Annotated in this window: 17 protein-coding genes and 2 pseudogenes; 10 read left to right on the forward strand and 9 right to left on the reverse strand. The window is 72.8% G+C overall.

What is annotated here, in order from left to right:
• The first annotated feature begins 84 nt into the window (after positions 1-84).
• A complete protein-coding gene (locus ACH492_RS31915) occupies positions 85-1,584 on the forward strand; it encodes a PLP-dependent aminotransferase family protein (protein WP_398991604.1) in 1,500 nt (499 codons plus the stop codon).
• 9 nt (positions 1,585-1,593) lie between these two features.
• Here ACH492_RS31915 and ACH492_RS31920 read toward each other — a convergent pair whose 3' ends face one another.
• Entirely contained in the window at positions 1,594-3,240 is a 1,647-nt protein-coding gene (locus tag ACH492_RS31920) for a hypothetical protein (protein ID WP_398991606.1), read from the reverse strand.
• 55 nt (positions 3,241-3,295) lie between these two features.
• Positions 3,296-3,490 (reverse strand): hypothetical protein, encoded by a 195-nt coding sequence (locus tag ACH492_RS31925; RefSeq protein WP_307664714.1) that lies wholly within the window; start codon positions 3,488-3,490, stop codon positions 3,296-3,298.
• 296 nt (positions 3,491-3,786) lie between these two features.
• Between ACH492_RS31925 and ACH492_RS31930 the strand changes: the two genes are divergently transcribed.
• The 5 genes and pseudogenes from ACH492_RS31930 to ACH492_RS31950 form a co-directional block, all read left to right on the forward strand.
• Positions 3,787-4,179: an ankyrin repeat domain-containing protein gene (locus tag ACH492_RS31930; RefSeq protein ID WP_398991609.1), complete on the forward strand. Its 393-nt coding sequence runs from the start codon at positions 3,787-3,789 to the stop codon at positions 4,177-4,179.
• Between the two features lie 257 nt (positions 4,180-4,436).
• On the forward strand, positions 4,437-5,855 hold the full coding sequence (locus ACH492_RS31935) for a HEAT repeat domain-containing protein (protein ID WP_398991611.1): 1,419 nt from the start codon (positions 4,437-4,439) through the stop codon (positions 5,853-5,855).
• Positions 5,856-5,960: 105 nt separating this feature from the next.
• Positions 5,961-7,085 carry a glycosyltransferase family 4 protein gene (locus ACH492_RS31940; RefSeq protein WP_398991613.1) on the forward strand — a complete coding sequence of 375 codons (1,125 nt, stop codon included), beginning with the start codon at positions 5,961-5,963 and terminating at the stop codon, positions 7,083-7,085.
• Positions 7,082-8,242, forward strand: coding sequence for a glycosyltransferase (locus ACH492_RS31945; RefSeq protein ID WP_398991615.1), 1,161 nt, complete (start codon positions 7,082-7,084; stop codon positions 8,240-8,242). The genes ACH492_RS31940 and ACH492_RS31945 overlap by 4 nt, the downstream gene beginning before the upstream one ends.
• A gap of 374 nt (positions 8,243-8,616) precedes the next feature.
• A pseudogene (locus tag ACH492_RS31950) lies at positions 8,617-9,474 on the forward strand (SGNH/GDSL hydrolase family protein); the annotation flags it as partial.
• A gap of 72 nt (positions 9,475-9,546) precedes the next feature.
• Here the strand turns inward: ACH492_RS31950 and ACH492_RS31955 are convergent.
• From ACH492_RS31955 to ACH492_RS31970, 4 genes are read right to left on the reverse strand one after another with little or no spacing between them, the layout of a single operon-like run.
• Complete coding sequence (locus tag ACH492_RS31955; protein WP_398991617.1) at positions 9,547-10,419, reverse strand: recombinase family protein; 873 nt, start codon at positions 10,417-10,419, stop codon at positions 9,547-9,549.
• Between the two features lie 5 nt (positions 10,420-10,424).
• Entirely contained in the window at positions 10,425-11,216 is a 792-nt protein-coding gene (locus ACH492_RS31960; RefSeq protein WP_398991619.1) for an ABC transporter permease, read from the reverse strand.
• Positions 11,213-12,175, reverse strand: coding sequence for an ATP-binding cassette domain-containing protein (locus ACH492_RS31965; protein WP_398991621.1), 963 nt, complete (start codon positions 12,173-12,175; stop codon positions 11,213-11,215). Before ACH492_RS31965 ends, ACH492_RS31960 begins: the two co-directional genes overlap by 4 nt.
• Before the next feature lie 14 nt (positions 12,176-12,189).
• Positions 12,190-12,861, reverse strand: coding sequence for a DUF4097 family beta strand repeat-containing protein (locus tag ACH492_RS31970; RefSeq protein ID WP_398991623.1), 672 nt, complete (start codon positions 12,859-12,861; stop codon positions 12,190-12,192).
• Between the two features lie 223 nt (positions 12,862-13,084).
• Here ACH492_RS31970 and ACH492_RS31975 point away from each other — a divergent pair, with 223 nt between their 5' ends.
• Positions 13,085-13,840 carry a helix-turn-helix domain-containing protein gene (locus tag ACH492_RS31975; RefSeq protein WP_398991625.1) on the forward strand — a complete coding sequence of 252 codons (756 nt, stop codon included), beginning with the start codon at positions 13,085-13,087 and terminating at the stop codon, positions 13,838-13,840.
• A 123-nt stretch (positions 13,841-13,963) separates the two neighbouring features.
• Here ACH492_RS31975 and ACH492_RS31980 read toward each other — a convergent pair whose 3' ends face one another.
• The 3 genes and pseudogenes from ACH492_RS31980 to ACH492_RS31990 form a co-directional block, all read right to left on the reverse strand.
• Positions 13,964-14,197: a hypothetical protein gene (locus tag ACH492_RS31980; RefSeq protein WP_398991669.1), complete on the reverse strand. Its 234-nt coding sequence runs from the start codon at positions 14,195-14,197 to the stop codon at positions 13,964-13,966.
• Positions 14,127-14,378 carry a hypothetical protein gene (locus tag ACH492_RS31985; RefSeq protein WP_398991671.1) on the reverse strand — a complete coding sequence of 84 codons (252 nt, stop codon included), beginning with the start codon at positions 14,376-14,378 and terminating at the stop codon, positions 14,127-14,129. The genes ACH492_RS31980 and ACH492_RS31985 overlap by 71 nt, the downstream gene beginning before the upstream one ends.
• A gap of 20 nt (positions 14,379-14,398) precedes the next feature.
• Positions 14,399-14,554: pseudogene (locus ACH492_RS31990) on the reverse strand (LamB/YcsF family protein); the annotation flags it as partial.
• Positions 14,555-14,648: 94 nt separating this feature from the next.
• Between ACH492_RS31990 and ACH492_RS31995 the strand changes: the two are divergent.
• The 3 genes from ACH492_RS31995 to ACH492_RS32005 all read left to right on the forward strand — a co-directional run bounded on the left by ACH492_RS31995 (position 14,649) and on the right by ACH492_RS32005 (position 22,468).
• Positions 14,649-16,175 carry a hypothetical protein gene (locus tag ACH492_RS31995; RefSeq protein ID WP_398991627.1) on the forward strand — a complete coding sequence of 509 codons (1,527 nt, stop codon included), beginning with the start codon at positions 14,649-14,651 and terminating at the stop codon, positions 16,173-16,175.
• A gap of 433 nt (positions 16,176-16,608) precedes the next feature.
• Complete coding sequence (locus tag ACH492_RS32000) at positions 16,609-17,508, forward strand: hypothetical protein (protein WP_398991629.1); 900 nt, start codon at positions 16,609-16,611, stop codon at positions 17,506-17,508.
• Between the two features lie 37 nt (positions 17,509-17,545).
• Positions 17,546-22,468 (forward strand): hypothetical protein, encoded by a 4,923-nt coding sequence (locus ACH492_RS32005; RefSeq protein ID WP_398991631.1) that lies wholly within the window; start codon positions 17,546-17,548, stop codon positions 22,466-22,468.
• Positions 22,469-22,484 lie beyond the last annotated feature (16 nt).

Genomic DNA, 22,484 nt, shown 5'->3' on the forward strand with positions numbered 1-22,484 from the left:
GTGATTGTGGACTGATGCATGACACCCTGTGGCTACGGAACAAACGTCAACCATGGCCAATTCGAGGAAGGTGGACTGACTTCCATGACGCAGTGGACCTCTGCGGTGGGCGCGGCTCAGCTCGCCCGGCAGCTCACCTCCCAGCAGCCACGCCCGGCCGGGCCCGGCACCCGCAAGCCCCCCGCCTACCGCGCCCTCGCCGACGGCATCCGGCTGCTCGTCCTCGAAGGCCGCGTCCCCGTCGCCGCCCGGCTGCCCGCCGAACGCGAGCTCGCGCTGTCGCTGTCCGTCAGCCGTACCACCGTCGCCGCGGCGTACGAGGCGCTGCGCGCAGAAGGCTTCCTGGAGTCACGCAGGGGAGCGGGCAGCTGGACAGCCGTGCCGGCCGGGAACCCGCTGCCCGCACGCGGACTCGAACCCCTGCCGCCCGAGTCGCTCGGCTCGATGATCGACCTCGGCTGCGCCGCGCTGCCCGCGCCCGAACCCTGGCTCACGCGCAGCGTCCAGGGCGCACTCGAAGAACTGCCGCCGTACGCGCACACCCACGGCGACTACCCGGCCGGTCTGCCCGCCCTGCGCCAGATGCTCGCCGACCGCTACACCGAGCGCGGCATCCCCACCATGCCCGAGCAGATCATGGTCACCACCGGGGCGATGGGCGCGATCGACGCCATCTGCCACCTCTTCGCCGGGCGCGGCGAGCGCATCGCCGTCGAATCCCCCTCCTACGCCAACATCCTTCAGCTGATGCGTGAAGCCGGGGCCCGGCTGGTGCCGGTGGCCATGGCCGAAGGGCTGACCGGCTGGGACATGCACCGCTGGCGGCAGGTGCTGCGGGACGCGGCGCCGCGGCTCGCGTATGTGGTGGCCGACTTCCACAACCCCACCGGCGCGCTGGCCGACGACGACCAGCGCCGCCGCCTCGTCGACGCCGCACGCTCCGCGGGCACGGTCCTCGTCGTCGACGAGACCATGTCCGAGCTGCACTTGGACGAGGGCATCGACATGCCGCGGCCGGTCTGCGCCTTCGACCCGGCGGGCAGCACCGTCCTCACGGTCGGCTCGGCCAGCAAGGCGTTCTGGGCAGGCATGCGCATCGGCTGGGTGCGCGCGGCACCGGACGTGATCCGCTCGCTGGTCTCGGCCCGCGCATACGCCGACCTCGGCACGCCCGTCCTGGAACAGCTCGCCATCAACTGGCTGATGCAGACCGGGGGTTGGGAGAAGGCCGTCGCCATCCGCCGGGCCCAGGCGCGCGAGAACCGCGATGCGCTGGTCGCGGCGGTGCGCCGGGAGCTGCCCGACTGGGAGTTCGACGTGCCGAGCGGCGGGCTCACCCTCTGGGTGCGTACGGGAGGCCTGTCCGGATCCCGTCTCGCGGAGGTCGGAGAGCGGGTGGGCGTGCGGGTGCCGTCCGGGCCGCGCTTCGGCGTCGACGGCGCCTTCGAGGGCTATGTACGGCTGCCGTTCACGGTCGGCGGTCCGGTCGCGGAGGAGGCGGCGACACGACTGGCGGCCGCCGCGCGGCTCGTGGAGACGGGCGTGACCACCGGCACGGAAGCGCCGCGCACGTTCGTCGCATGACGGCGGAGGTCAGCCCTCGGCCGGGACGGGAGCGGGCACGGGACCAGGCGAGGGAGCTGGCGTGGGCGTGGGATCAGGCGCGGGCGTGGGATCAGACGTGGGTGCGGGCGAGGCATCAGGCGACGGAGCGGGTGCGGCCGGCTCGGCCCCGTCCGGGTGCTCCGGCAGCAGCTCCAGCACGGCCTGCCGGTGCGCCTCACTGGTGGCGTCGTCGTACGGGTCCGGGGTCGCCGGCACCTGAAGCCTGAGCACCGGGCCCGTACCGAGCCGCGCGTATCCGCGACCCGGCGGGACGTCGGGCGTCGGCGTGGTGTGCGGCTTCGTCCCGAGCACCGACTCGACCTGTTCGAAGGTGGCGGGGCCCAGCACCACCCGGCTGCGGGTGTGCGTCCTCACGGTCTCGGTGAGCGAGTCCACGCTGTCGAACTGCTCGGCCACGACCACCGTCACCTGTGCCGCCCTGCCGTGCCGCAGTGGCACCTGAAGCAGCTGCTGCGGATCGATGCGCCCGTCGGCCGCCGCCAGGTGCCCGAAGATGCTCGGCCGGTCCAGCAGGATCCACAACGGCCGCTTGGTGTCGTCGGGCGCGGGATGCCCGGCCTGCCGGGCGCGGTTCGCGGCGATCAGCCGGCGCTCGGTCTCGTGCGCGGCCCACTCCAGGCTCGCCAGCGCCCCGGCCAGTCCGCATTCGACGGCCAGCACGCCGGTGCGCCCCGTCAGGCATGCGTACTCTCCGGTGCCGCTGCCCTCGACGATCAGCACGTCTCCGTGCTGCAGGGCCTGGAGCGCGATCGAGCGAAGGAGGGTCGTGGTGCCGCTGCCCGGCTCGCCGACGGCCAGCAGATGCGGTTCCGTCGAGCGCGGGCCGGTGCGCCAGACGACCGGGGGCGCGTCCCGGGTCTCCTCGCCCACCGTGACCGGCACGGTGCGCTGCACCGCGCCGTCGTCGGTGAAGCCCAGCACGGTCTCGCCGGGCACTGTGACGAATCGCTGGGCGGCGATGGAGGTGCGCAGGGCGGGCAGCACGCTCATCAGGAGCTGGTTGCCCTCCTCGTCCCAGGTGAAGAGATACTCGCGGCCGCGCCCGGACTTGGCGTGCAGCAGCTGCTCGATCCTGGCCCGGGGCTCGGCCTCACCGTCGGTGAAGTACGCGGGGTAGGTCACCCGGAGCTGGGTGAGCCGCCCGTTGTCGTCGAACTCGTAGTCGCTGAAGGCCTTGCCCCATTCGCCGCCGTGGGCGAAGAGCGGCGCCGGGTCCTCTGTGACGGAGAAGTACGGCACGAGGGCCTCGTACAGAGCCCGGAGCCGGCCGGCCTCCGCGTCGTCGGGCCCGGTCTTCACCGGCGTACGCACCCGGCCCTTCCAGGCGGCCGCGGCCATCACCGTGATCAGGGCAATCAGCGGCCCGTACGGGATGAGCGCGACCACCAGGACGCAGGCCGCGATCAGGAACAGTGTGGGACCACGCCGTTCCTTGGGCGTGGCGGCCCACTTGTGCCCGGACATCGCGGCCAGCTGCCGAAGGCCACGGCTGATCGCGATCAGCGGATGGAGGACGTCCGTGGCGCTGTCGGCGGCCGTGCGCGCGATCTGGCGGCTCCGGGCGATCTGTGCGCTGCCGCTGCTGAGAATGCGGGGGAGTGGTCGCCGGGCCACATCGGTCTCCTGAAGGTGCTGACGGTGCTGAAGGTGCTGGGTGGGGCTGCGGGTGTCAGAACTTGATCCCGCCCAAGAGGCTGGCGAGGCTCGCGCTGCCGGCCTTGATGCTGGGGGCGATGGCGGTGCCCGCAACGAAGAAGCCGAAGAGCGAGCAGACGACCGCGTGGGACGCCTTGAGCCCGTCCTTCCTGAAGAACAGGAAGACGATGATTGCGAGCAGCACGACGCCTGAGATGGAGAGGACCATGAGAGTTCTCCTGGTTGAGGGGACAGTCACCATGAGTTCTTCCAGGATCACAGGAAGTATCCATGTGATAAAAGGTCCAAATAGGTGAATTTCTCAGGATTTCACTGCACCGGCGGACGTCACGCCACCGATCGGCGGGCACACTGCGCCGTTGCACGGCACAGTGCCTCCCCTGCACTGTTCCTCGCCGCGGCCGGGCCCATCATGCCGGTGTGCGGGCAGTACCCTGTCGATTCACTCGTACGGCGGCTCTTGCCGTGCACCCCAGGTCAACGCAGTGAAAGGCGGTCAGTCCAATGAGTGAAGCCCCGGATCCAGAGGTGATCGAACTCGCGACCAAGGTCTTCGATCTGGCGCGCCAGGGAGAGACCGAGGCGCTCGCCGCCTACGTCGACGCCGGCGTCCCCGCCAACCTCACCAACGACCGTGGCGACACCCTTGTCATGCTCGCCGCCTACCACGGGCACGCCCCGGCCGTGGAAGCGCTCCTCGCCCGCGGCGCCGAGCCGGACCGGGTCAACGACCGCGGCCAGACGCCGCTCGCCGGCGCGGTGTTCAAGGGCGAGGACGCCGTCATCCGCGTCCTCCTCGCCGGCGGAGCCGACCCGGCGGCGGGCACGCCATCCGCGATGGATACCGCGCGGATGTTTGGGAAGACAGAGCTCTTGGAGCTGTTCGGCGGCCATTGAGGGGCCGCCGGAGAGGCTCCTGAGAGGCCGCTGAAAGGGGCGCCGTAAATGTGGTCGCGGTGGCGAAATGGGTGGGTCATCATGACGTCGGGCCCTACCCCGGACTTCATCCGGGAGTTCCCCTGGGGCCACCGACGAGAGGCAGAGGAAGATGGTCTACACCAAGCGGAAGACGACGGGCGGCCCTACATGTTGCTGCGCGGCCTAGGCATCTCCACTCCCCGGTTGCGTCGACAGCTTGATGTGAGGCTTTTCCCATGTTCGATCCAGTCATAGCGCCGAGCGGCACGCTGCTCGGCCTGCTGCAGAGGGGCCGCGGTGACGGCACGCTGCATGCGCTCGCCGCGCCGCGCGCAGAAGCGCTCGCGGCTCTCAACCACTGCGTACTGAACGATCCGCGCCACGACTGGCAGGTCGAGAACCGCTCCCTGTACTACGCGCGCCTCTACCTGGATCTCCATGGCGGTCTCGAGGAGATCGAGCGGCACCTGTGTGACGCCGACGACTGCCTCGACACCGACGAGGCCAGGACCGGCCTCGCGCTCGCGGTGCTCGGGCACCTCGCCTCGTACGGCAGGGACGACGCCCTCGCGCTGCTGCGGCGGTACGCCGCCGGCGGCTCCAACTGGGCCTGGGCCCTCGATGAGCTCGCCCTGCGCGACGACGACAACGGCCTGCGCGCGCTGGCCGCGCCGGTCCTCGCCCGCTTCCCGGCGACCCCGGAGGGCGACGCCGAGCTGGCAGTCGCAGTACGGGACGCCTTCGAACCGCGGCCGTGGCGCCTGTGGGCCGAGGACCAGCGAGAGGTGATCGGCGCCCGCGTACGCGCGGCCCAGGAAGCCGGCTCCTTCGACCGCTGGCAGCGCCAGCTGCGACCCACCGGACCCCGGCCGGGCTGGAGCATCCAGGCCGTCTTCGACTGGGCCGACCAGGGCGTCGAGCGCGGCAGCGCCCTCCATGTGCCCGCGGCCCGATGTCTGTCGGCCGTCGCGGGACCCGAGGACCGGCCCGCGATCGTCAAGGCCGCCCGCGAGGGATCCGACGGCGCGCGCTGCGCCGCCCTGCACTATCTCGCCGAGTCACGCGACCCCGTCGTCCTCGATCTGATCGAGGCCGCGGTGTCGGGCGGCTCCCGCACTGTCGCCGACGCCGCCGTCTCCGCGTTCGAGCGGATGTGCGGCGACGAGGCCGTCGACCGGGCCCGCGGCTGGGTGCACCGGCCCGACGCGCTCGGCGCGTCCGCGGCGGGCGTGCTCGCCTGCCGGGGAAGCGCCAAGGACGACAAGCTGGTCCTCGGCGCGCTGCGCGAGACCGTACGGGCCGACGGGCCCGACGCGCCCCTGCTGTGGAGGCTCGTCGACGGGGCCGGACGGCTCGGCATCGGCTGCGCAGCACCCGTACTGCGCCATGTGTACCGGGAGACCGCGTCCTCGCAGCTGCGCGGCCGCGCGGCCCGCGCGCTCGCCGCCACCGACGCCTCCTTCGCCACCGGATTCGCCGTCGAATGCCTGTGGGACTGCGAGGAAACCACCAGAGAGGTTGGCGCGCTGCACGCCGAGACCGGCGATGTGCGCGTTGCCGAGCGATTGCGCCGACTTGCCGCGGATCCGGCCGAGGAGGCAGAGGTGCAAACCGCCGTACGCAGCAGAATCGGCCCGGACATGCCCGCCATGTGACATTAGGGACGCGAAACGGTCCCGGCCACAAACGCTCATGGGACGTTAGCCAAGCGGAAAGATCCACGTTGGCACAGCCACCCCGGGCCAGACGACAACACGAGTATGCGTGTCGTCATCGTCACCGAATCCTTTCCGCCAGACGTCAATGGTGTGGCGCACTGCGCCCTGCAGACCGCCCGGCACCTCGCCGCGCGCGGTCATGACCCGCTCGTCATAGCCCCGGCGGTCGCCGGGGCCGACAGCTCCGACCGGAGCGCGCCCTGCCCTGTGGTGCGCGTCCCCTCTCTGCCGCTGCCCGGATATCCGCAAGTACGGGTGGCGCTCCCCAGCCGGCGGGTGGCGGCCGCGATCACCGCCCACCGGGCCGAGCTCGTCCATCTGGCCAGCCCGTTCGTGCTCGGCGTGCGCGGCATGGCGGCAGCGGCGCGGCTGGGCCTGCCGGCCGTCGCCGTCTACCAGACCGACCTCGCCGGCTATGCCCGTACGTACGTGGGCGCCGGCGAAGGGGCCGCGTGGCGGCGCATCCGCACCGTGCACAGCGCTGCGGACCGCACGCTCGCGCCCTCCAGCGCCGCCCTGCGCGATCTGGAGGAGCACGGGGTGGAGCGGGTGCGGCTGTGGCCGCGCGGCGTGGACACCGCACGTTTTCGGCCGGAGCTGCGCGACGAGAAACTGCGCCGCGAGCTCGCCCCGAACGGCGAGCTGATCGTCGGCTATGTCGGCCGGCTCGCCCCCGAGAAGCATGTCGAACTCCTCTCCGGGGCCTGCGCGATGCCCGGCGTACGGGTCGTGGTCGTCGGCGACGGGCCGAGTGAGCCGTCGCTGCGCACCGCACTGCCCGGAGCCGTCTTTCTCGGCCGCAGGACCGGCGACGACCTCGCCCGGATCTTCGCCTCGCTCGACGTCTTCGCGCACACCGGTCCGTACGAGACCTTCTGCCAGACCGTGCAGGAGGCCATGGCCAGCGGGGTGCCGGTCATCGCCCCGGCCGCGGGTGGACCGCTCGATCTGGTCGACCACGGGCGTACCGGGCTGCTGGTCGAGCCGCGGGACGTGGACGCGGTGCGGACTGCGGTCGCGACGCTGGCGGGGAACCCGGAACTGCGTTCCGCGTACGGGCTGGCAGGGCGCGCCGCTGTCGAGGGCAGGACCTGGGCCGTGATCGGGGACCTGCTCCTCGACCACTACGCCGAGGTGCTGGGCGCGCGTACGGCGGTGGCGGCGTGAGCGCGCTGCGGATCGTACGGCTCGCGAACTTCGTCACCCCGGCCTCCGGCGGCCTGCGAACCGCGCTGCGCGAGCTCGGCAAGGGCTATCTGGCCGCGGGCCACGAGCCCGTGCTGATCGTGCCCGGCGACTTGGCGAGCGACCAGCTCACCCCGCAGGGACGGGTGATCACCCTGCCCGGGCCCGAACTGCCGGGCACCGGCGGCTACCGGGTGCTGGCAGGCCGGCGGCGGCTGCGCGATGTCCTGGAGAGCATCGAACCCGACCGCATCGAGGTCTCCGACCGCACCACCCTTCGGTGGACGGGCGAGTGGGCCCGGCGCCACCGGATCCCCTCAGTGATGGTCTCGCACGAGACGGCCGACGGGGTCCTCAGGACGTGGGGGTTCTCGGAGTCGCTCGCCGGCCGGACCGCGGACCGGCTCAACCGCCACACCGCGTGGGCGTATTCGCGGATCGTGTGCACGACGGAGTGGGCGGAGCGGGAGTTCGTCCGCATCGGGGCGCGCAATGTGGTGCGCGCGCCCCTCGGCGTCGACCTGGTCGGCTGCAGGCCGGGACGGCGCAGCAAGGTCCTGCGCGCGAAGTACGCCGCCGGGGCCGACGTGCTTCTGCTGCTCTGCTCCCGCCTCTCGGTCGAGAAGCGCCCGGGCATGGCCCTGGACGCACTCGCCGAGCTGCGCGAACGCGGTGTGCGGGCCTCCCTGGTGGTCGCGGGCGACGGCCCGCTGCGGGCCGCGCTGACCCGCAGGGCCCGGGCGGAGCGGCTGCCCGCGGTCTTCCTCGGCTATGTCGGCGACCGCGAGGTGGTGGCCGACCTCCAGGCGGCGGCGGACCTCTGCCTGGCGCCGGGCCCCGCAGAGACCTTCGGCCTCTCGGCCCTGGAGGCGCTGGCCTGCGGCACGCCGGTCGTGGCGAGCGCGTCGTCGGCGCTGCCGGAGGTGGTGGGCGACGCGGGAGCGGCCGCTCTCGACACCCCGGAGGACTTCGCCGACGCGGTACAGATGCTGCTCGCACGCCCGGAGGACGATCGCCGCGAGGCAGCCAGGGCGCGGGCCGAACTCTTCGACTGGCAACAGTCGGTAGATGCGTTCCTGGCGGCGCACGAGGCTCCGCCGGTGCGCGAGCGTGCACACGGAGAAGGGGTGACGGCGTGACGGCGGGGCGGGGCGCCACGCTGATGGACGAGCCGGGCTCGGAGGGCCCGGAGGGGGGCGCGGAGGCCTGTCGGCACGGGGAGAGGGTGCGCGTCGACGGGCTTGACGCGGAACGTCAACGCGTCACCGGGTGCGCCCCGGTGGCCGGGGAGGGCGCCCCGGTTGGCGCGTGCGTCTCCATGGCTGCCGTCGTGGCCCCGGTGGTGGTCGGGGACGGCGCCCGCGTGGGCGCGTACGTCTCCCAGGCTGCCGCCGTGGCCCCGGCGGTTGGGGATGGCGCCCCGGTTGGCGCGTATGCCTCCAAGGCTGCCGCCGTAACCCCGTCCGTCAGCCACCGCGCGCCCGGCACCGGGCCCGTCCCCCAACGCCCCTCGCGCGCGCCCCGCTTCGCCGCTCTCGGCGACTCCCTCACCGAGGGCGTCGGCGATCGCGTCGGTGACCACTGGCGGGGGTGGGCCGCCCTGCTCGCCTCGGGGATCGGGGGTGGCGACGCGCCCGCCGAGTTCCGGAACTTCGCCGTCAGCGGGGCGCTCACCCGGGACGTCGTCGAGCGCCAGGCCCCCGAGGCGCTGGCGTTCGAACCCGACATCGCCGCCGTACTCGTCGGGGTCAACGACACCCTGCGCCGCACCTTCGACATAGAGGACATGGCCCGGCAGCTCGACGCCGTGTGCAAGCAGCTCGTGGCCCGCGGCACCGTGCTGCTGACCGCCTGTCTGCCCGACCCCGGCAGCATGCTCGGGCTGCCTCTGCCGCTGGCCCGCCCGCTCGCCAGGCGTCAGCGGGCGGTCAACGCGGTCGTCCACGCCCTGTCCGACCGCTACGGCGCCGTACATCTGCATACCGCGGACGCCGCCTGGGTCGCCGACCGGTCCATGTGGAGCGCCGACCGTCTGCATCCGGGCGAGCGTGGGCACCGGATGATCGCCCGGCGCTTCCACGAGCTGCTGGCCGAGCGCGGGCTCGCCCACGGGACGGCGCCCGGCGGCGAGCCCGAGCAGCCGCCGCCGAGCCGGTCCGCGTCCGTGCTGTGGCTCGCCACGGCCGGCACCGCATGGGTGGCGCGCCGCTGCACCGACCTGCTGCCGCAGCTGATGCGGCTGGCGGGCGCGGAGGTACGCCACTGGGCGCGCGGCACCAGCGCACGCCTGGACATGAGCGCCGAGCATGCCCTGTCGTCCGCGCTGGCCGCCGTGTCACTGGACGGTTCCCTTGCCAGAGTGGGGGAATGAGCGGGCGCGCTCGGCAGGCACCTCGTGGAGCGCGCCGACGGAAGTGTGACTGAGCTGCACGGCCCCGGAGTGCTAGCTCGGACACCAGGGAACAAGTAGCCAGCCAGTAGCTTCCATGGCTTTGCGGGGGGTCTCCTTCGGCTGACGGGGCACGGTCTTCTCCCGGTCGAGGTGACCGTAGACCGTGGAGCGGGGCACGTTGAAGATGTCGGCGATCTGCTGGACGGTCTTCTCCCTGGCGTCGTATGGCCTCTGGGCGAGCTCGGCCTGGTCCGGGGTGACCTTGGGCCGGCGCCCGCCGACCCGGCCGCGGGCCCGCGCGGAGGCGAGTCCGTCGTTGGTGTCGGCCACGATCAGCTCGCGCTGGAGCTCGGCGAGTACGGACAGCATCCCGAACATCGCCCGCCCCTCCATCGTGGAGGTGTCGATGCCCTGCTCGATGGCGTGCAGACCGATGCCGCGCTCGCGCGCGCCGAGAGTCACCAGGTGGAGGACGGAGCGGGAGAGCCGGTCGAGCCGGGTGACCTTCAACGCGTCGCCCTCGCGCAGCAGCTGCATGACGAGGTCGAGCTTGGGGCGGGACGCCTTCGCGCCGCTCGCGGTGTCGACGTGGATGTTGTCGCGGTCGACTCCTGACCGCAGCAGGGCGTCGATGTGGTGATCGGGGTTCTGGCCGGCGGTCGAGCCCCGCGCGTAGCCGATGAGATGTGGGCGCCGCCCTGCGCGGGCTCGCCGTGGCGGGTCTTGCCGGCGGTGGCCCTGCACGGTGCGGTTGCTCGCGTCGGTCGCACGGCTCGGGGTGCTTCGGGAGGTCCGGCCGGCGATGTCCGCGGAGCGGGCCCGGCGGATGGCCGTGAACGCCGACGGGGCGGCGTACGCCGACGCGGTGTCGGTGTACGCCGCCCTGGGGCGGGACGAACTGCGGGAGGCGGCCCGCGTGCTCATTTCGGCTACTTCGGGTCGCGGTTGAACGTGGAGTTCGACCAGAAGTAGCCGAGCACCGCAAGGCCCAGGCACCAGACGATGGCGAGCCACCCGTTGTGGCCGATCTCGCTGCCGAGCAGCAGGCCCCGGAGGGTTTCGATGGCGGGCGTGAACGGCTGGTACTCGGCGATCGGCTGGAACCAGCCCGGCATCGCGTCGACCGGGACGAAGGTGCTGGAGATGAGCGGCAGGAAGATCAGCGGCATCGCGTTGTTGCTGGCTGCCTCGGCGTTCGGGCTGACCAGGCCCATCCCGACCGCGATCCAGGTGAGCGCCAGGGCGAACAGCGCGAGCAGCCCGAACGCCGCCAGCCACTCCAGGGCGGTCGCATCGGTGGACCTGAAGCCGATGGCCACGCCGACGGCACCGACGAGGACCACGCTCATGATCGACTGCAGCACGCTGCCGACGACGTGCCCGACGAGCACGGAACCGCGGTGGATCGCCATCGTGCGGAAGCGGGCGATGATGCCCTCGGTCATGTCGGTGGAGACGGACACCGCGGTGCCGATCGTGGTGCTGCCGATGGTCATCAGCAGCAGTCCCGGCACGAGGTAGGCGATGTACTCGGAGCGGTCGGCGCCGCCGCCACCGATGCCCGCGCTCATGGTGTCGCCGAAGATGTAGACGAAGAGCAGGAGCAGCATGATCGGGGTGAGCAGCAGGTTCAGGGTGAGGGACGGATAGCGTCGGGCGTGCAGCAGGTTGCGGCGCAGCATCGTGGACGAGTCGCGCACGGCGAGGGACAGGGAGCTCATCGAACAGCCTCCTTGGGCTGGCTGGGGACGCCGGCGCCGCCGGTCAGGGCGAAGAACACGTCGTCGAGGTCGGGGGTGTGCACGGTCAGCTCGTCTGACTCGATGCCGGCCGCATCCAGCCAGTCGAGGATGGAGCGCAGCTCGCGCTGGCTGCCGCCGCTGGGGATCTGCAGCGCCAGCGACTCGTCGTCCCGGGTGACCTCGCGCAGCGCGACCGCGGCGCCCTGGTAGGCGGCCGGGTCGGTGAAGCGCAGCCGGACGTGCCCGCCCGGGATGAGCCGCTTCAGCTCCTCGGGCGTGCCCTCCGCGGCGATCTTCCCGTCGTGGAGCACCGCGATCCGGCCGGCGAGCTCGTCGGCCTCCTCCAGATACTGCGTGGTGAGGAAGACGGTGACGCCGCCCGCGACCAGCTCGCGGATGATCTGCCACATGCTGTGCCGGGCGCGCGGGTCCAGGCCCGTGGTCGGCTCATCCAGGAAGATGATCCGGGGCCCGCCGACCAGGGTCATGGCGATGTCCAGGCGGCGCTTCATGCCGCCGGAGTAGATGGAGGCGGGCTTCTTCGCCGCGTCGGTGAGGTCGAAGCGCTCCAGCAGCTCGGCGGCGACCCGCCGTCCCTCGCCGTGGGAGAGGTGGTGCAGGTCCGCCATGAGGAGCATGTTCTCCTCGCCGGTGATCAGGCCGTCGACGGCGGAGAACTGCCCCGTCACGCCGATCGCGGCGCGTACCGCCTGGGGGTCGGTGGCCAGGTTGTGGCCGCCGACCCGCGTCTCGCCGGAGGCGGGGTCGGCGGAGATGAGGGTGGAGAGGATCTTGACGGCGGTGGACTTGCCGGCGCCGTTCGGGCCGAGCAGGGAGAAGATCGTCCCTTCGGGGACGGCCAGGTCGACGCTGTCGAGCACGGTCTTGTCGCCGTAGGACTTGCGCAGCCCGTTCGCCGCGATGGCCAGGTTCGTCATGAGGGGTGGCTCCTTTAGAGGCTGCGGGCGGTGATGTCGCCGTGGTCGGTGGTCGCGTGGATGGTCAAGCCGGCCGCGGCGCCGTCGGTGTTCTTGAGGGCGTTGTTAATCCGGCCGTAGCCGGTGCCGGCGTCCAGGGAGGCGGAAACTCCGGCCGCGGCGCCGACCGACACGTCGCCCATCCGGGTGCGCAGCACGAGGGTGCCGGAGATGGCCTCGGCGATGTTGATGTCGCCCTTTTGGGTGTTGATCTCTGCGGGGCCGCCCAGGCGGCCGATGGCGACGTCACCGGCGGAGGCGGTGAGGCGGACGCTCGCGGCCTCGTCGATCTTGACCGGGCCGTGTGCGCCCTCGAAAGCGACGTCGCCGAGGCGTCCGACGGCCCGGAACTCGGCGCAGGACGCCTCCGCCTCGACCCGCGAACCGGCGGGCAGCTGGATGGTCACCTCGACGGAGCCGGACGGGCCGAAGTACTGGTTCTTCGCCGCCGGGGCCTCGATCCGCAGGACGCCGTCGCTGTATGCGACGTGGGTCTGCTCCGCCGCCTTCACATCGCGGCCCTTCGAGGCGTTGGCGGGCTGGACCTCCACCGTGGTGTCAGCGCGGTCGGCGGCGATGAACTGGATGCGCCCCGCGGGAATGTCCAGGACGGCGGTGATCGGGGCGGGGGTGTCGAACGTCTGCATCGTGCCCTCCGGTACTCGTTGTTTCTGACACCCGAAACGCTACGTTGCATTCAAGAATCACTCAACGTTCTTGTTGCGCAGAACCATCATTTTTGCAGGTAGATGCCATGGCATCGTTGCAACGGTACTGCGCGTAATGCAACAACAGCTCGTTGATTCGTTGCAATGATTTGGGGGTGAACGCTATGCTGGGGGCATCAAGGAAGCGTGAAGGGAGATCGTGATGCCGGGAGGCAGGCTCACCCAGCAGGAACGCCGGCAGATCGCACTGGGGTTGGCCGACGGCCTCGCCTACGCGGAGATCGCCCGCGGTCTCGAGCGCCCCACCTCGACGATCACGCGTGAGGTGATGCGCAACGGCGGCCCCACCGCCTACCGCGCCGACCTGGCCCACCGCGCCACCGAACGCCGCGCCCACCGGCGCAGGCGGGCCGCGCCCCGCGGGCAGGGGGCGCCGGCGCAGACCCACGGACGCGACGCCGAAGCCGTGCGCGAGTACGAGGAGATGTTCACCACCATCCTCATGCAATCGGGCCTGCCCAAGATGATGTCCCGGGTGCTGACCTCCCTCTACACCACCGACGCCGGCAGCCTCACCGCCTCCGAACTCGTCCAGCGCCTCCAAGTCAGCCCGGCGTCCATCTCCAAAGCCATCACCGCGCTCGAGAGCATGACCCTCGTCCGCCGGGAACCAGGCGAACGCCGCCGCGAGCGCTACGTCGTCGACGACGACATCTGGTACCAGTCGATGATCGACAGCGCCCGGTCCAACGCTCAGCTCGCCGAGACCGCGCGGCAGGGCGTCGGCATCCTCGGCCGCGACACCCCGGCCGCTGCCCGCCTCGAGAACGTCGCCCGCTTCCTCGACTTCGTCGGCGAGAGCATCATCCGCGCCGCGGAGCAGGCCCGCGAGGTCCTCTACACGAAAGCCGAACCGACCTCAGGCGGCACTGCCACGCCAAGTTCGGGTCGCGGATAGACAGCCGTCTTGATGGTCACAGCCAGTGGTGCCCGCGCCGGACCCTTCAACCTGGGCCGAGCCCATCGCGCGCCCGCCAGGCGGCCTCGTTCTTGCGAGTATCGGTGAGGTCGGCAAAGTCCTTCATCGCAGCTCCGTGGCTGATCGGGTGGTGGCATCCGCCGGGGTACGGGGGCGGGGCACGGCCACGGTCGGCACCAGGTCGAGCCGCCTGTCCATGTCGAGGCGGAAGGTGCCGTACGAGTTGATGTTCGACCAGAACAGGGCAGCCAGCCCGCGCCGGTCCTCATCGGACAGCTTCTTGGCCCACGCCGGTTCGGCGAGGACCGGCTGAAGCAGCAGGGTGTTGATGTGCACGAGCGCGGATTGGAGCAGGCGGGAGGCCGAGCCCGGAGAGCAGATCGGTTGAGCGGCTGCCGAGCACCGGATCGACCGCGATCCCGCCGGCGAATGCCACATAGGTGCGCACACCGCGTACCGCCGGGCCCGCCTCCAGCAGCGATCCCGCGGCAGTCCGGACCGGTGCGCCCCACGCCACCGGTCGTCCGTCGACCGTGACGGCTCCCTGCCGTGCAGACAGAGCGAGCGGGCACGCACCGCAACCGACCGTCCGCAGCGCGAGGTGACCATCCCGAACCGCGCCATGCTGACGGACCGTTCGACGACGACGGCGGCCTGGTCGCTGAGCACCGCGCCGTCCTGCTCGCGCGGCACGCGTCGCGGAGGAGGACGCGGACGGAGCGTAGCCGGGCCGGTCGCTTCTGCGCCGTTTCGGCCGTTGTCAGTGCGAGGACCTAATCTGTGCAGCGTGACTTCGCCTGCCTCGACGGACTTCGTTCCGCCCCAGCTCAGCGCGGGGCCGCGGCCCGCGCAGGGCCCGGCCGCCGACGAAGGGCTCGCGCGGCGGCTGCGCGCGCTCGCGTGCACCGCACCGCTGCACGACCTCGACACCCGCAAGGCGAATCTCGCGGGGGAGTACACGGTGTACGCGATGGCGGAGGTCGCCCTTGCGGCGATCGACCTCGTCACGCTGAACATGGACTTCGACACCGGCGCCGATCATGACCAGATAGTGGCGAGGCTGCTCCCGCGCGTCGCCGCCCAGGCCCCGCGGCGCCCGGTCGCCGAGCACGAGCGCGTCGCCCGCTGGGTCCTGGAGAACCTGATCAACGTCGGCAGTGTGGACCGCGGATTCCGCGCGGTGTACGGCACCTTCGGCCCCGACGGCGTGTACACGCGGCGTGACTACGACTTCAAGCTCATCGAGGAAGTGCCGGGATACGGCGGCAGCGTCTATCTCCGTACGACCGACGAAGCGGTCAACGTCCTGGTCGGTGCGCTCGACACGGACGTCACCAGCGCGCAGATCGCGGCCGAGGTGAAGCTGGAGGTCCTGATCAGCAGGGGCCGCCTCGCCGATGCCCAGCTCGCGGCCGAGCAGGCCAGATACCGCACCGTGCAGTACGCCGAGACCCTGCGCAGAACGCTGGAGGCGACCCGGCGCAATGTGCGGGCCGTCGACTGGCTCAACGCGGTGCCCGACATGATCGCCGAGGCGCTCGACCATGTCGCCGACCGCTACCGCCATGAGAACGCGATTCTGACGAACATCCGCAAGGCGAGGGACGAGGCCGAAGACCCCGAGCACAAGCGGCGCGCCGCCGAACTCGTCGACATCGTCAAGGACTGCATCCGCCGCCACACTCAGCTCCAGTCCCGGCTGCTCGAGGCCGGCCCGCTGTTCCGCGCCGAACAGGACCGCCAGGCCTTCGCCCGTCCCACTGCCCGGACCGGGCTCGATCTGTACGGGCAGTTGGTCGCCCCGATCCTGCCGCTCCCAGTGAGGGCGGCGATCCGGGTCACGGACGCGTTCTTCGCCCGCGGGACCGGTTTGCGTACGCCGTCGTCCGTACGGGTCGGCGACTTGGTCGACATGCTGCTCACCCCGCCGATGGAGCGCGAGCATCTGGGCGCGGAGATGCCCGAGCCGGATCTGATCGCCACGCCCGACGACAGCCGCTTCAGTGAAGGGCAGCTGGCGAGCGCGATGGAACTGCTCGACCTGGAGCACGACGCGCCGCGCCGCCTCTCGGGACTCCTCGCCGAGGCCCGCCGCCGCGATCCCGAACTGCCGTATCTGGTCGCCCTGCTGGCGATCCACGCCGCGAGCCCACCGGTCGGCACGGCCTACCGCCAGGGCGAGGAGCGGCTGCTGTTCGCCGTCGACGACGGCACCGAACTGGACGACCCGGAATTCGGCGGGGCGGACCTGATCGTGGGCACGGCGCTGCTGGACGCGGCGGGCATGGCGACGGCCCGCACGGAGGCGGCGTGAGCGCGAGTACCGGGGCTCCGCCCCGGCCCCCGCGCGGGGGCTCCGCCCGCGGACCCGCCCTCTCCGCCCTGCGGGCGTGGGGGGACCCACAGCTCCTCAATGGCCGGAGGGGCTTGTTTCCGGGGCTCCGCCCCGGACCCCGCGTCTCAATCGCCGGCGGGGCTGAGTTTTCCGCTGGTCGGCCTGAAGATTCAGGCCGACCAGCGGAAATCAAGCCCGTCCGGCGATTGAGGACACTCCCCCTGCGCCCGGAGGGCGTGGGGGGACCCCCAGCGCGCGTGCGGGGGTGTGGGGGCTTGCCTCCAGTTCGGGAAGTGGGGGTCCCCCCACGCCCGTCAGGGCGTAGGGGGAGGGGTGGGGAGAGGCCCGCCGCAGGCGTCCCGCGCCGCCCCACCGACCACACCTCCACCCCAGAACTTCCGCAGGAGCACCCGTGACCGACCACCACGCAGAGCACGCCGACGCGTGGCGTGACCCGGACGCCCCCCAGCCGTCGCCCGCCGCCGGCGGCGCCGTCACGCCCGCAGACGCCGCCGACGCCGCGCGGCTCGTCTCCTTCGGACTGCAGCCCAAGCTGCTCCCCGCGCGCGACGCCGAATACGCCGAACTGCTCCGCCGCTACCGCGAAGAGACCGCCTTCGCCCGGCTCGCCGACGCCGTCGCCACCGGCCTCGGGCTCGTCGTCCTCGAAGTCTCCCCGCGCGCCGGCATGGCCGTCACCGCCGGTGAGGACTCCGTCTTCGCCGTCCGCATGGGCGACTACGCCCGCCGCGCGTCCGCCGACTCCGCGGACCGCTTCCTGCACGGTCTGGCCCATCTCGCCGTCGCCGCCATGGCGTTCCCCCGCCCCGAGGACCTCGCCGACGACGGCTACATCGGCCGCTTCACGGTCAACGGCGTCGACGCATTCGTCCGCCAGGCCTGCCGCCGCCTGGAGGAGCGCGCCGACGCGCAGGGCGAGAACACCGACCCCGCCACCGACGCCCCCGGCCTGGAAGCCGCCTGGCGGATCTACGCACGGCGCAGCGCCACCGGCGCCACCAAGGACGCGCGACGCCTCGCCGGATCGACCACCGGCATCGTCGGCAAGGCGGTCGCCTTCCTCACCGACTCCGGCTTCCTCCAGCGGACCGGTGACGACGCCGGAGGCGCGTACCGCACCACCGCCCGCTACCAGCTGCAGGTGCGCGACATGGCGGGCAGCTCGGCCATGGCCGAGCTCATCGAGCTCGGCGTCGTACCGGTCAGCGACGGCACCGCCACCCTCGTGCCGCCGCCCGACGCGGACGACCTGGAGCTGGCGGCCGACGCCGGCCTGCCCTTCCACGCCTGATCCCGTACCTCCCTGCCAACTACGAGAGTCCGCCGCCATGTACGAGCTGTCCCGGGTCCGCCTCTACTCCATCGGGCCTGCCGGTGCGCGCTATGCCGACACCGTGCTGGACCTGCGCGGAGTCGGCGAGCCCGTGCCGCACCCCGCCCCCACACAGGCGGAGTTCTTCGAGGAGGAGCCGGTCGGCCCGCCGCGCCGCCCCGCGCCCGCCGGCGTGCTCTTTCTGGAGAACGGCGGCGGCAAGTCCGTACTGCTCAAGCTGATCTTCTCGGTGATGCTGCCCGGCCACCGCAACACCCTCGGCGGCGCCAGCTCCGGCGTACTGCGCAAGTTCCTGCTCGCCGACGACTGCGGACATGTCGCCCTGGAGTGGCAGCACACGCTCACCGGCGAGCTGGTGGTGGTCGGAAAGGTCAGCGAGTGGCGGGGCCGTCAGGTCTCGGGCGACCCGCGGAAGTTCGCGGAAGCCTGGTACTCCTTCCGGCCGGGACCGGGGCTCAGCCTCGACTCGCTGCCGGTGGCCGAGTCGACCGCTGTCCGTCCGCCCGTCGAGGGCACGTCGGGCGCGCAGGGCCGCCGCCGCACGATGAAGGGCTTCCGGGACGCCATCACCGAGGCGGGCAAGGCGTATCCGCACCTCGAGGTGTACTGGGAGGAGATCCACGACCGCTGGAACGAACACCTCGGCGATGTGGGTCTCGATCCCGAACTGTTTCGCTACCAGCGGGAGATGAACGCGGACGAGGGCGAGGCGGCCGGGCTCTTCGCGGTCAAGAAGGACTCCGACTTCACCGATCTGCTGCTGCGGGCCGTCACCGACACCCGCGACACGGACGGACTGGCCGACCTCGTCAGCAGCTTCGGCAACAAGCTCGGCCGCCGCGCCGAACTCACCGCGGAACGCGACTTCACGGCCGGCTCGGTCGATCTGCTCGGCCGGATCGTGGAGGCGGCCGAGGCCCGGACCAGGGCCCGGGACATCCACGCCGGCGCCGAGCGCCGTACGCGCACGCTGGCCCGTCGGCTCTCCGCCCGCGCCGCTCAGGAACGGGGCCGTACGGCTGACCTCGCCCAGCAGGTCACCGCCGCCGCCCACACGGTGACCGAGGCCGAGCAGGCCCGCAGCCGCAGCTCGCTGATCGCCGCCGAACTAGCCTACCGGCACGCCTCGTTGGCCTTGGCCGTCGCGGAGAAGGGCGCCGCGGCGCGGCGACGTGAGCTGGCCGACGCGCGTACGCTGCACTCCGCCTGGCAGGCCGCGGAAGCCGTACTGCGCCACCGCGCCGCCGCCGACCGCTCCGCGCGCGTCGCCGCGGCGATCCGCGAGGCCGAACGGGACGCCGCCCCGGCGCTCGCCGCCCGTGCCAAGGCGGCCGCCGACCTCGTCCGCGCACTGCACTCCGCAGCGGAGGCGGGCGAGCGGGTGGCCAATGAGGAGGAGGAGCGCTCCGCGGCCCTCCAGGAGGCGGGCGAGGCCGCCCACCGCGACGCTACGTCCGCGGCCACGGAGGCGCAGCGCGCCCGCAGTGAGATCGGCCACCTCCGGCAGCGGCTGACCGAGGTCGAACAGGAGACGGCCGAGGCGGTACGGGCAGGCTGGCTCGACGACACCGCACCCGACGCCGACCCGGCGCGGGCGGCGCTGGCGGCGAGCGACGCGGAGAAGACGGCGGTCGCGGCGTGGGACGCGGCCCGCGAGGCGGCGCGCACGACGGCGGACCACGCGCGCGACGCGGCCGCGACGGAAGCCCGCGCGGAACTCGCGGCGGCCCGCGCGTCGGACGCGGCCGTGGCCGCGGACCACGCGTACGAGGCGGAGCGCCGCGCGGCGGACTCGATCGCCGGTGACGATCGCCTGGCGGAGCTGCTGAGTCTGCCACCGACGCTGCATGCGGCGGTGCCGTCACCACGGCGGGGGAGGGCGGCGGCCGGCCAGGAGCCCGGGGGAGCGCGCGCGAGGGACGCGTCGGAGTCCGCTGTCGGCGGTGGTACGGGCGAGGTGCCCGACCCGTCGCAGGCGGGAAACGACGCCGCTGCCGAGGCGGCCTCCGGCGACGCGGCCGACCCGGGCACCGGCGGTCCCCGTGCCGACTCCGCCCCGGTGCCCGGCAGCGGACAGGCACGCCACACCGACAACTCGGCCGGCATCGCCACCCCCCTCCGCGCCGCGGAAGGGCCCCTCACCGCCGAGGAGTTGGACCGGTATGCCGACGAGCTGCGGGAGCTGCTCGACCAGGGCATCGCCTCCGCCGAGCGGCAGCTCTTCGACCTGCGCACCGCCGCCGCCGACGACGCCCGCATCCTCGGTGCGCTCGGCGACGGCGGTCTGCTGCCCCCCGGGCCCGACGTCCTCGCGACCGTCGAGTACCTCGGCGAGCACGGCATCCCCGCCCTGCCCGGCTGGCGTTACCTTGCGCAGGCCGTCGACCCGGCCGACCACGCCGCCGTGCTGGCAGCGCGGCCCGAGCTCGTCGACGGTGTGGTGATCACCGATCCCGCCTCGCACGCCCGCGCGCGCGAAGTGCTCGGCGCAGCCGCGCTGTTGCCCCGGTCCGCCGTGGCCGTCGGCACGGCCGCCGCGCTGCTCGCCCCGGTGCCGGGACCGGGCCCGGGCGGCGCCGGTGACGGGGACGTGTTCCTCGTACCACCGAACCCGGCCATGCACGACGAACACGCGGCCGACGAGGAGCGGCAGGCGCTGCGGGCCCGGGCGACCGCGCGGGACGAGGAGATCCGTGCGCTCGCCACCCGGCTGGCCGGGGACCGTTCGATCGCCGCGCGGCTCGGCTCGTGGCGCGCGGACTGCCCGCCCGGGATGCTCGCCGAACTCGCGCAGGGCGCCCAGAGCGCACGCGAAGCCGCCGAGGAGGCGCGGGCGGCGCTCGCCGAAGCCCGTACCGTGCGCGCCGAGGCGGACGAGGCCGCGGCCGACGCAGCCCGGGTGCGCGACGAGCGCCAGGACGCGGCCCAGCGTGCCCGCCGTGCCGCAGACGCCCTCGCTGGGCTCGCCTTCCGACTCCGTGAGCGCGCCGGCTGGCAGGTGAAACTGCGTGAACTGGCGGACGACGCCGCCGAGTCCGAGGCCCGCGCCACGACCTGCCTGGAGCGCGCGAAGGCCGCTGACGAGGACCGCCGTGCCGCCCAGCGTGCCGGTGACGACGCCCGTCGTACGGCACGCGCGCTGCGTGCAGAGCGTGCGGAGATCGCCGGTGCCCCGGAGAACCTGCCGGAGGCGGACGCGGACACTCCGCGCACCGCGCTGCCCGCGCTGCGTGAGGCATACCGGGCCGCATCCCAGCTGTACGAGAAAGTGGGCGTCGGCGCCGACCTGCGCGCCGAACAGGCCCGTGCCGAGAGCGACGAGAGCGCCGCCCTCGCCGAGCTCGACAGGCTCACCAACAAGGTCCGCACCCGCGCCGCCCAGCTCCTGGAGGGTACGGACGGCGCCGACGGTCCCTCCCGCCAGGCCGCCGCCGCCCGCGCCGAGTCGCTCGTACAGATGCTGGAGTCGCGAGCGTCGGAGGCCAGCGAGAAGCTGGGCCGCCTCCGCGGCGAGGCCGAGCGGCTGGCTCCGTCCCCCGGCCTTCGGCACGGGGGACCCCACGGCGAGTCGCACACCGACCTTCCCGAGGAGCTGGTCCCCGCCGACGCCGAACAGGCGCAGGCCTTGCTGCGTACCGCCACGGCCGAACTGGCGGGGCGCACCGATGCGTTGGAGACGGCCCGTGCCGCCCATGCCGGCCTGCTCCAGGCGCATCGCGCCGCCGAGGACGCGGCCGGCGGCTTCGACGAGACCGCCGCGCTCCTGCGCGACCTTCTGCGGGAACACCACGAGGACGACGCGCAGGAGGCGCCCGAGCCGTACCCCGGCAGCCTGGAGGAGGCGCGGCACTCCGCCGCCGAGGCCCGCCGGTCACTGCGTGGCTGCGCCACCGACCTGTCGGTGGCCGAGGCAGCAGTGCGGGAAGCCGGCGACATCCTCGTACGGCACGCCAACTCCACCCGGTACGAGCAGGTGCGCACCCCCGCGCGCCAGCAGATCCGGGAGCTGCCCGCCGCCGCGCTGCCCGAGCACGCCGCGAAGTGGGCGGAGGCCTTCGCGCCCCGGCTGCGTGTGCTGACCGACGAGCTGGAGCAGCTGGAGCGCAACCGCGACACCATCGTCGACCGGCTGCGCGGTCTGGTGGAGTCCGCGCTGACGACGCTCCGTTCGGCGCAGCGGCTCTCCCGTCTTCCGGAGGGGCTCGGCGAGTGGTCCGGGCAGGAGTTCCTGCGGATCCGCTTCGAGGAGCCGGACCAGGCGACGCTCGCCGAGCGGCTCGGCGAGGTCATCGACGAGGCGACCCGCGCGGCCGTGAAGAAGAACTCCACGGCGGCGTACGGGGAGGGCCGCCGGGACGGAATGTCCTTGCTGCTGCGTGGAGTTCAGGCAGCGCTGCAGCCGAGGGGCATCGCCGTGGAGATCCTCAAGCCCGACGCGGTGCTGCGCGCCGAGCGGGTCCCGGTCGGGCAGATGGGCGACGTCTTCTCCGGCGGTCAGCTGCTCACCGCGGCCATCGCGCTGTACTGCACGATGGCGGCTCTGCGCAGCAACGACCGCGGCCGGGACAAGCACCGGCATGCCGGCACGCTGTTCCTCGACAACCCGATCGGCCGGGCCAACGCGACGTATCTGCTGGAGCTCCAGCGGGCCGTCTCCGATGCACTGGGCGTCCAGCTGCTCTATACGACAGGGCTCTTCGACACCACGGCCCTCGCCGAATTCCCGTTGGTCATCCGGCTGCGCAATGACGCGGATCTGCGCGCGGGCCTGAAGTACATCAGCGTGGAGGAGCATCTGCGCCCCGGCCTGCCGCAGCAAGACCCGTCGGGCGAGACGGTGCACGGCGAGATTACGGCGACCCGCATGTTCAAGCGAACCCCGGTCCCACCGGAGAATGTCAGTCCTTCCGGCGTCTAAGGAGCCGCGAGCCCTC

This window comes from Streptomyces sp. NPDC019443 (assembly GCF_044389785.1).
In the GTDB taxonomy this organism is placed as follows: Bacteria; Actinomycetota; Actinomycetes; order Streptomycetales; family Streptomycetaceae; genus Streptomyces.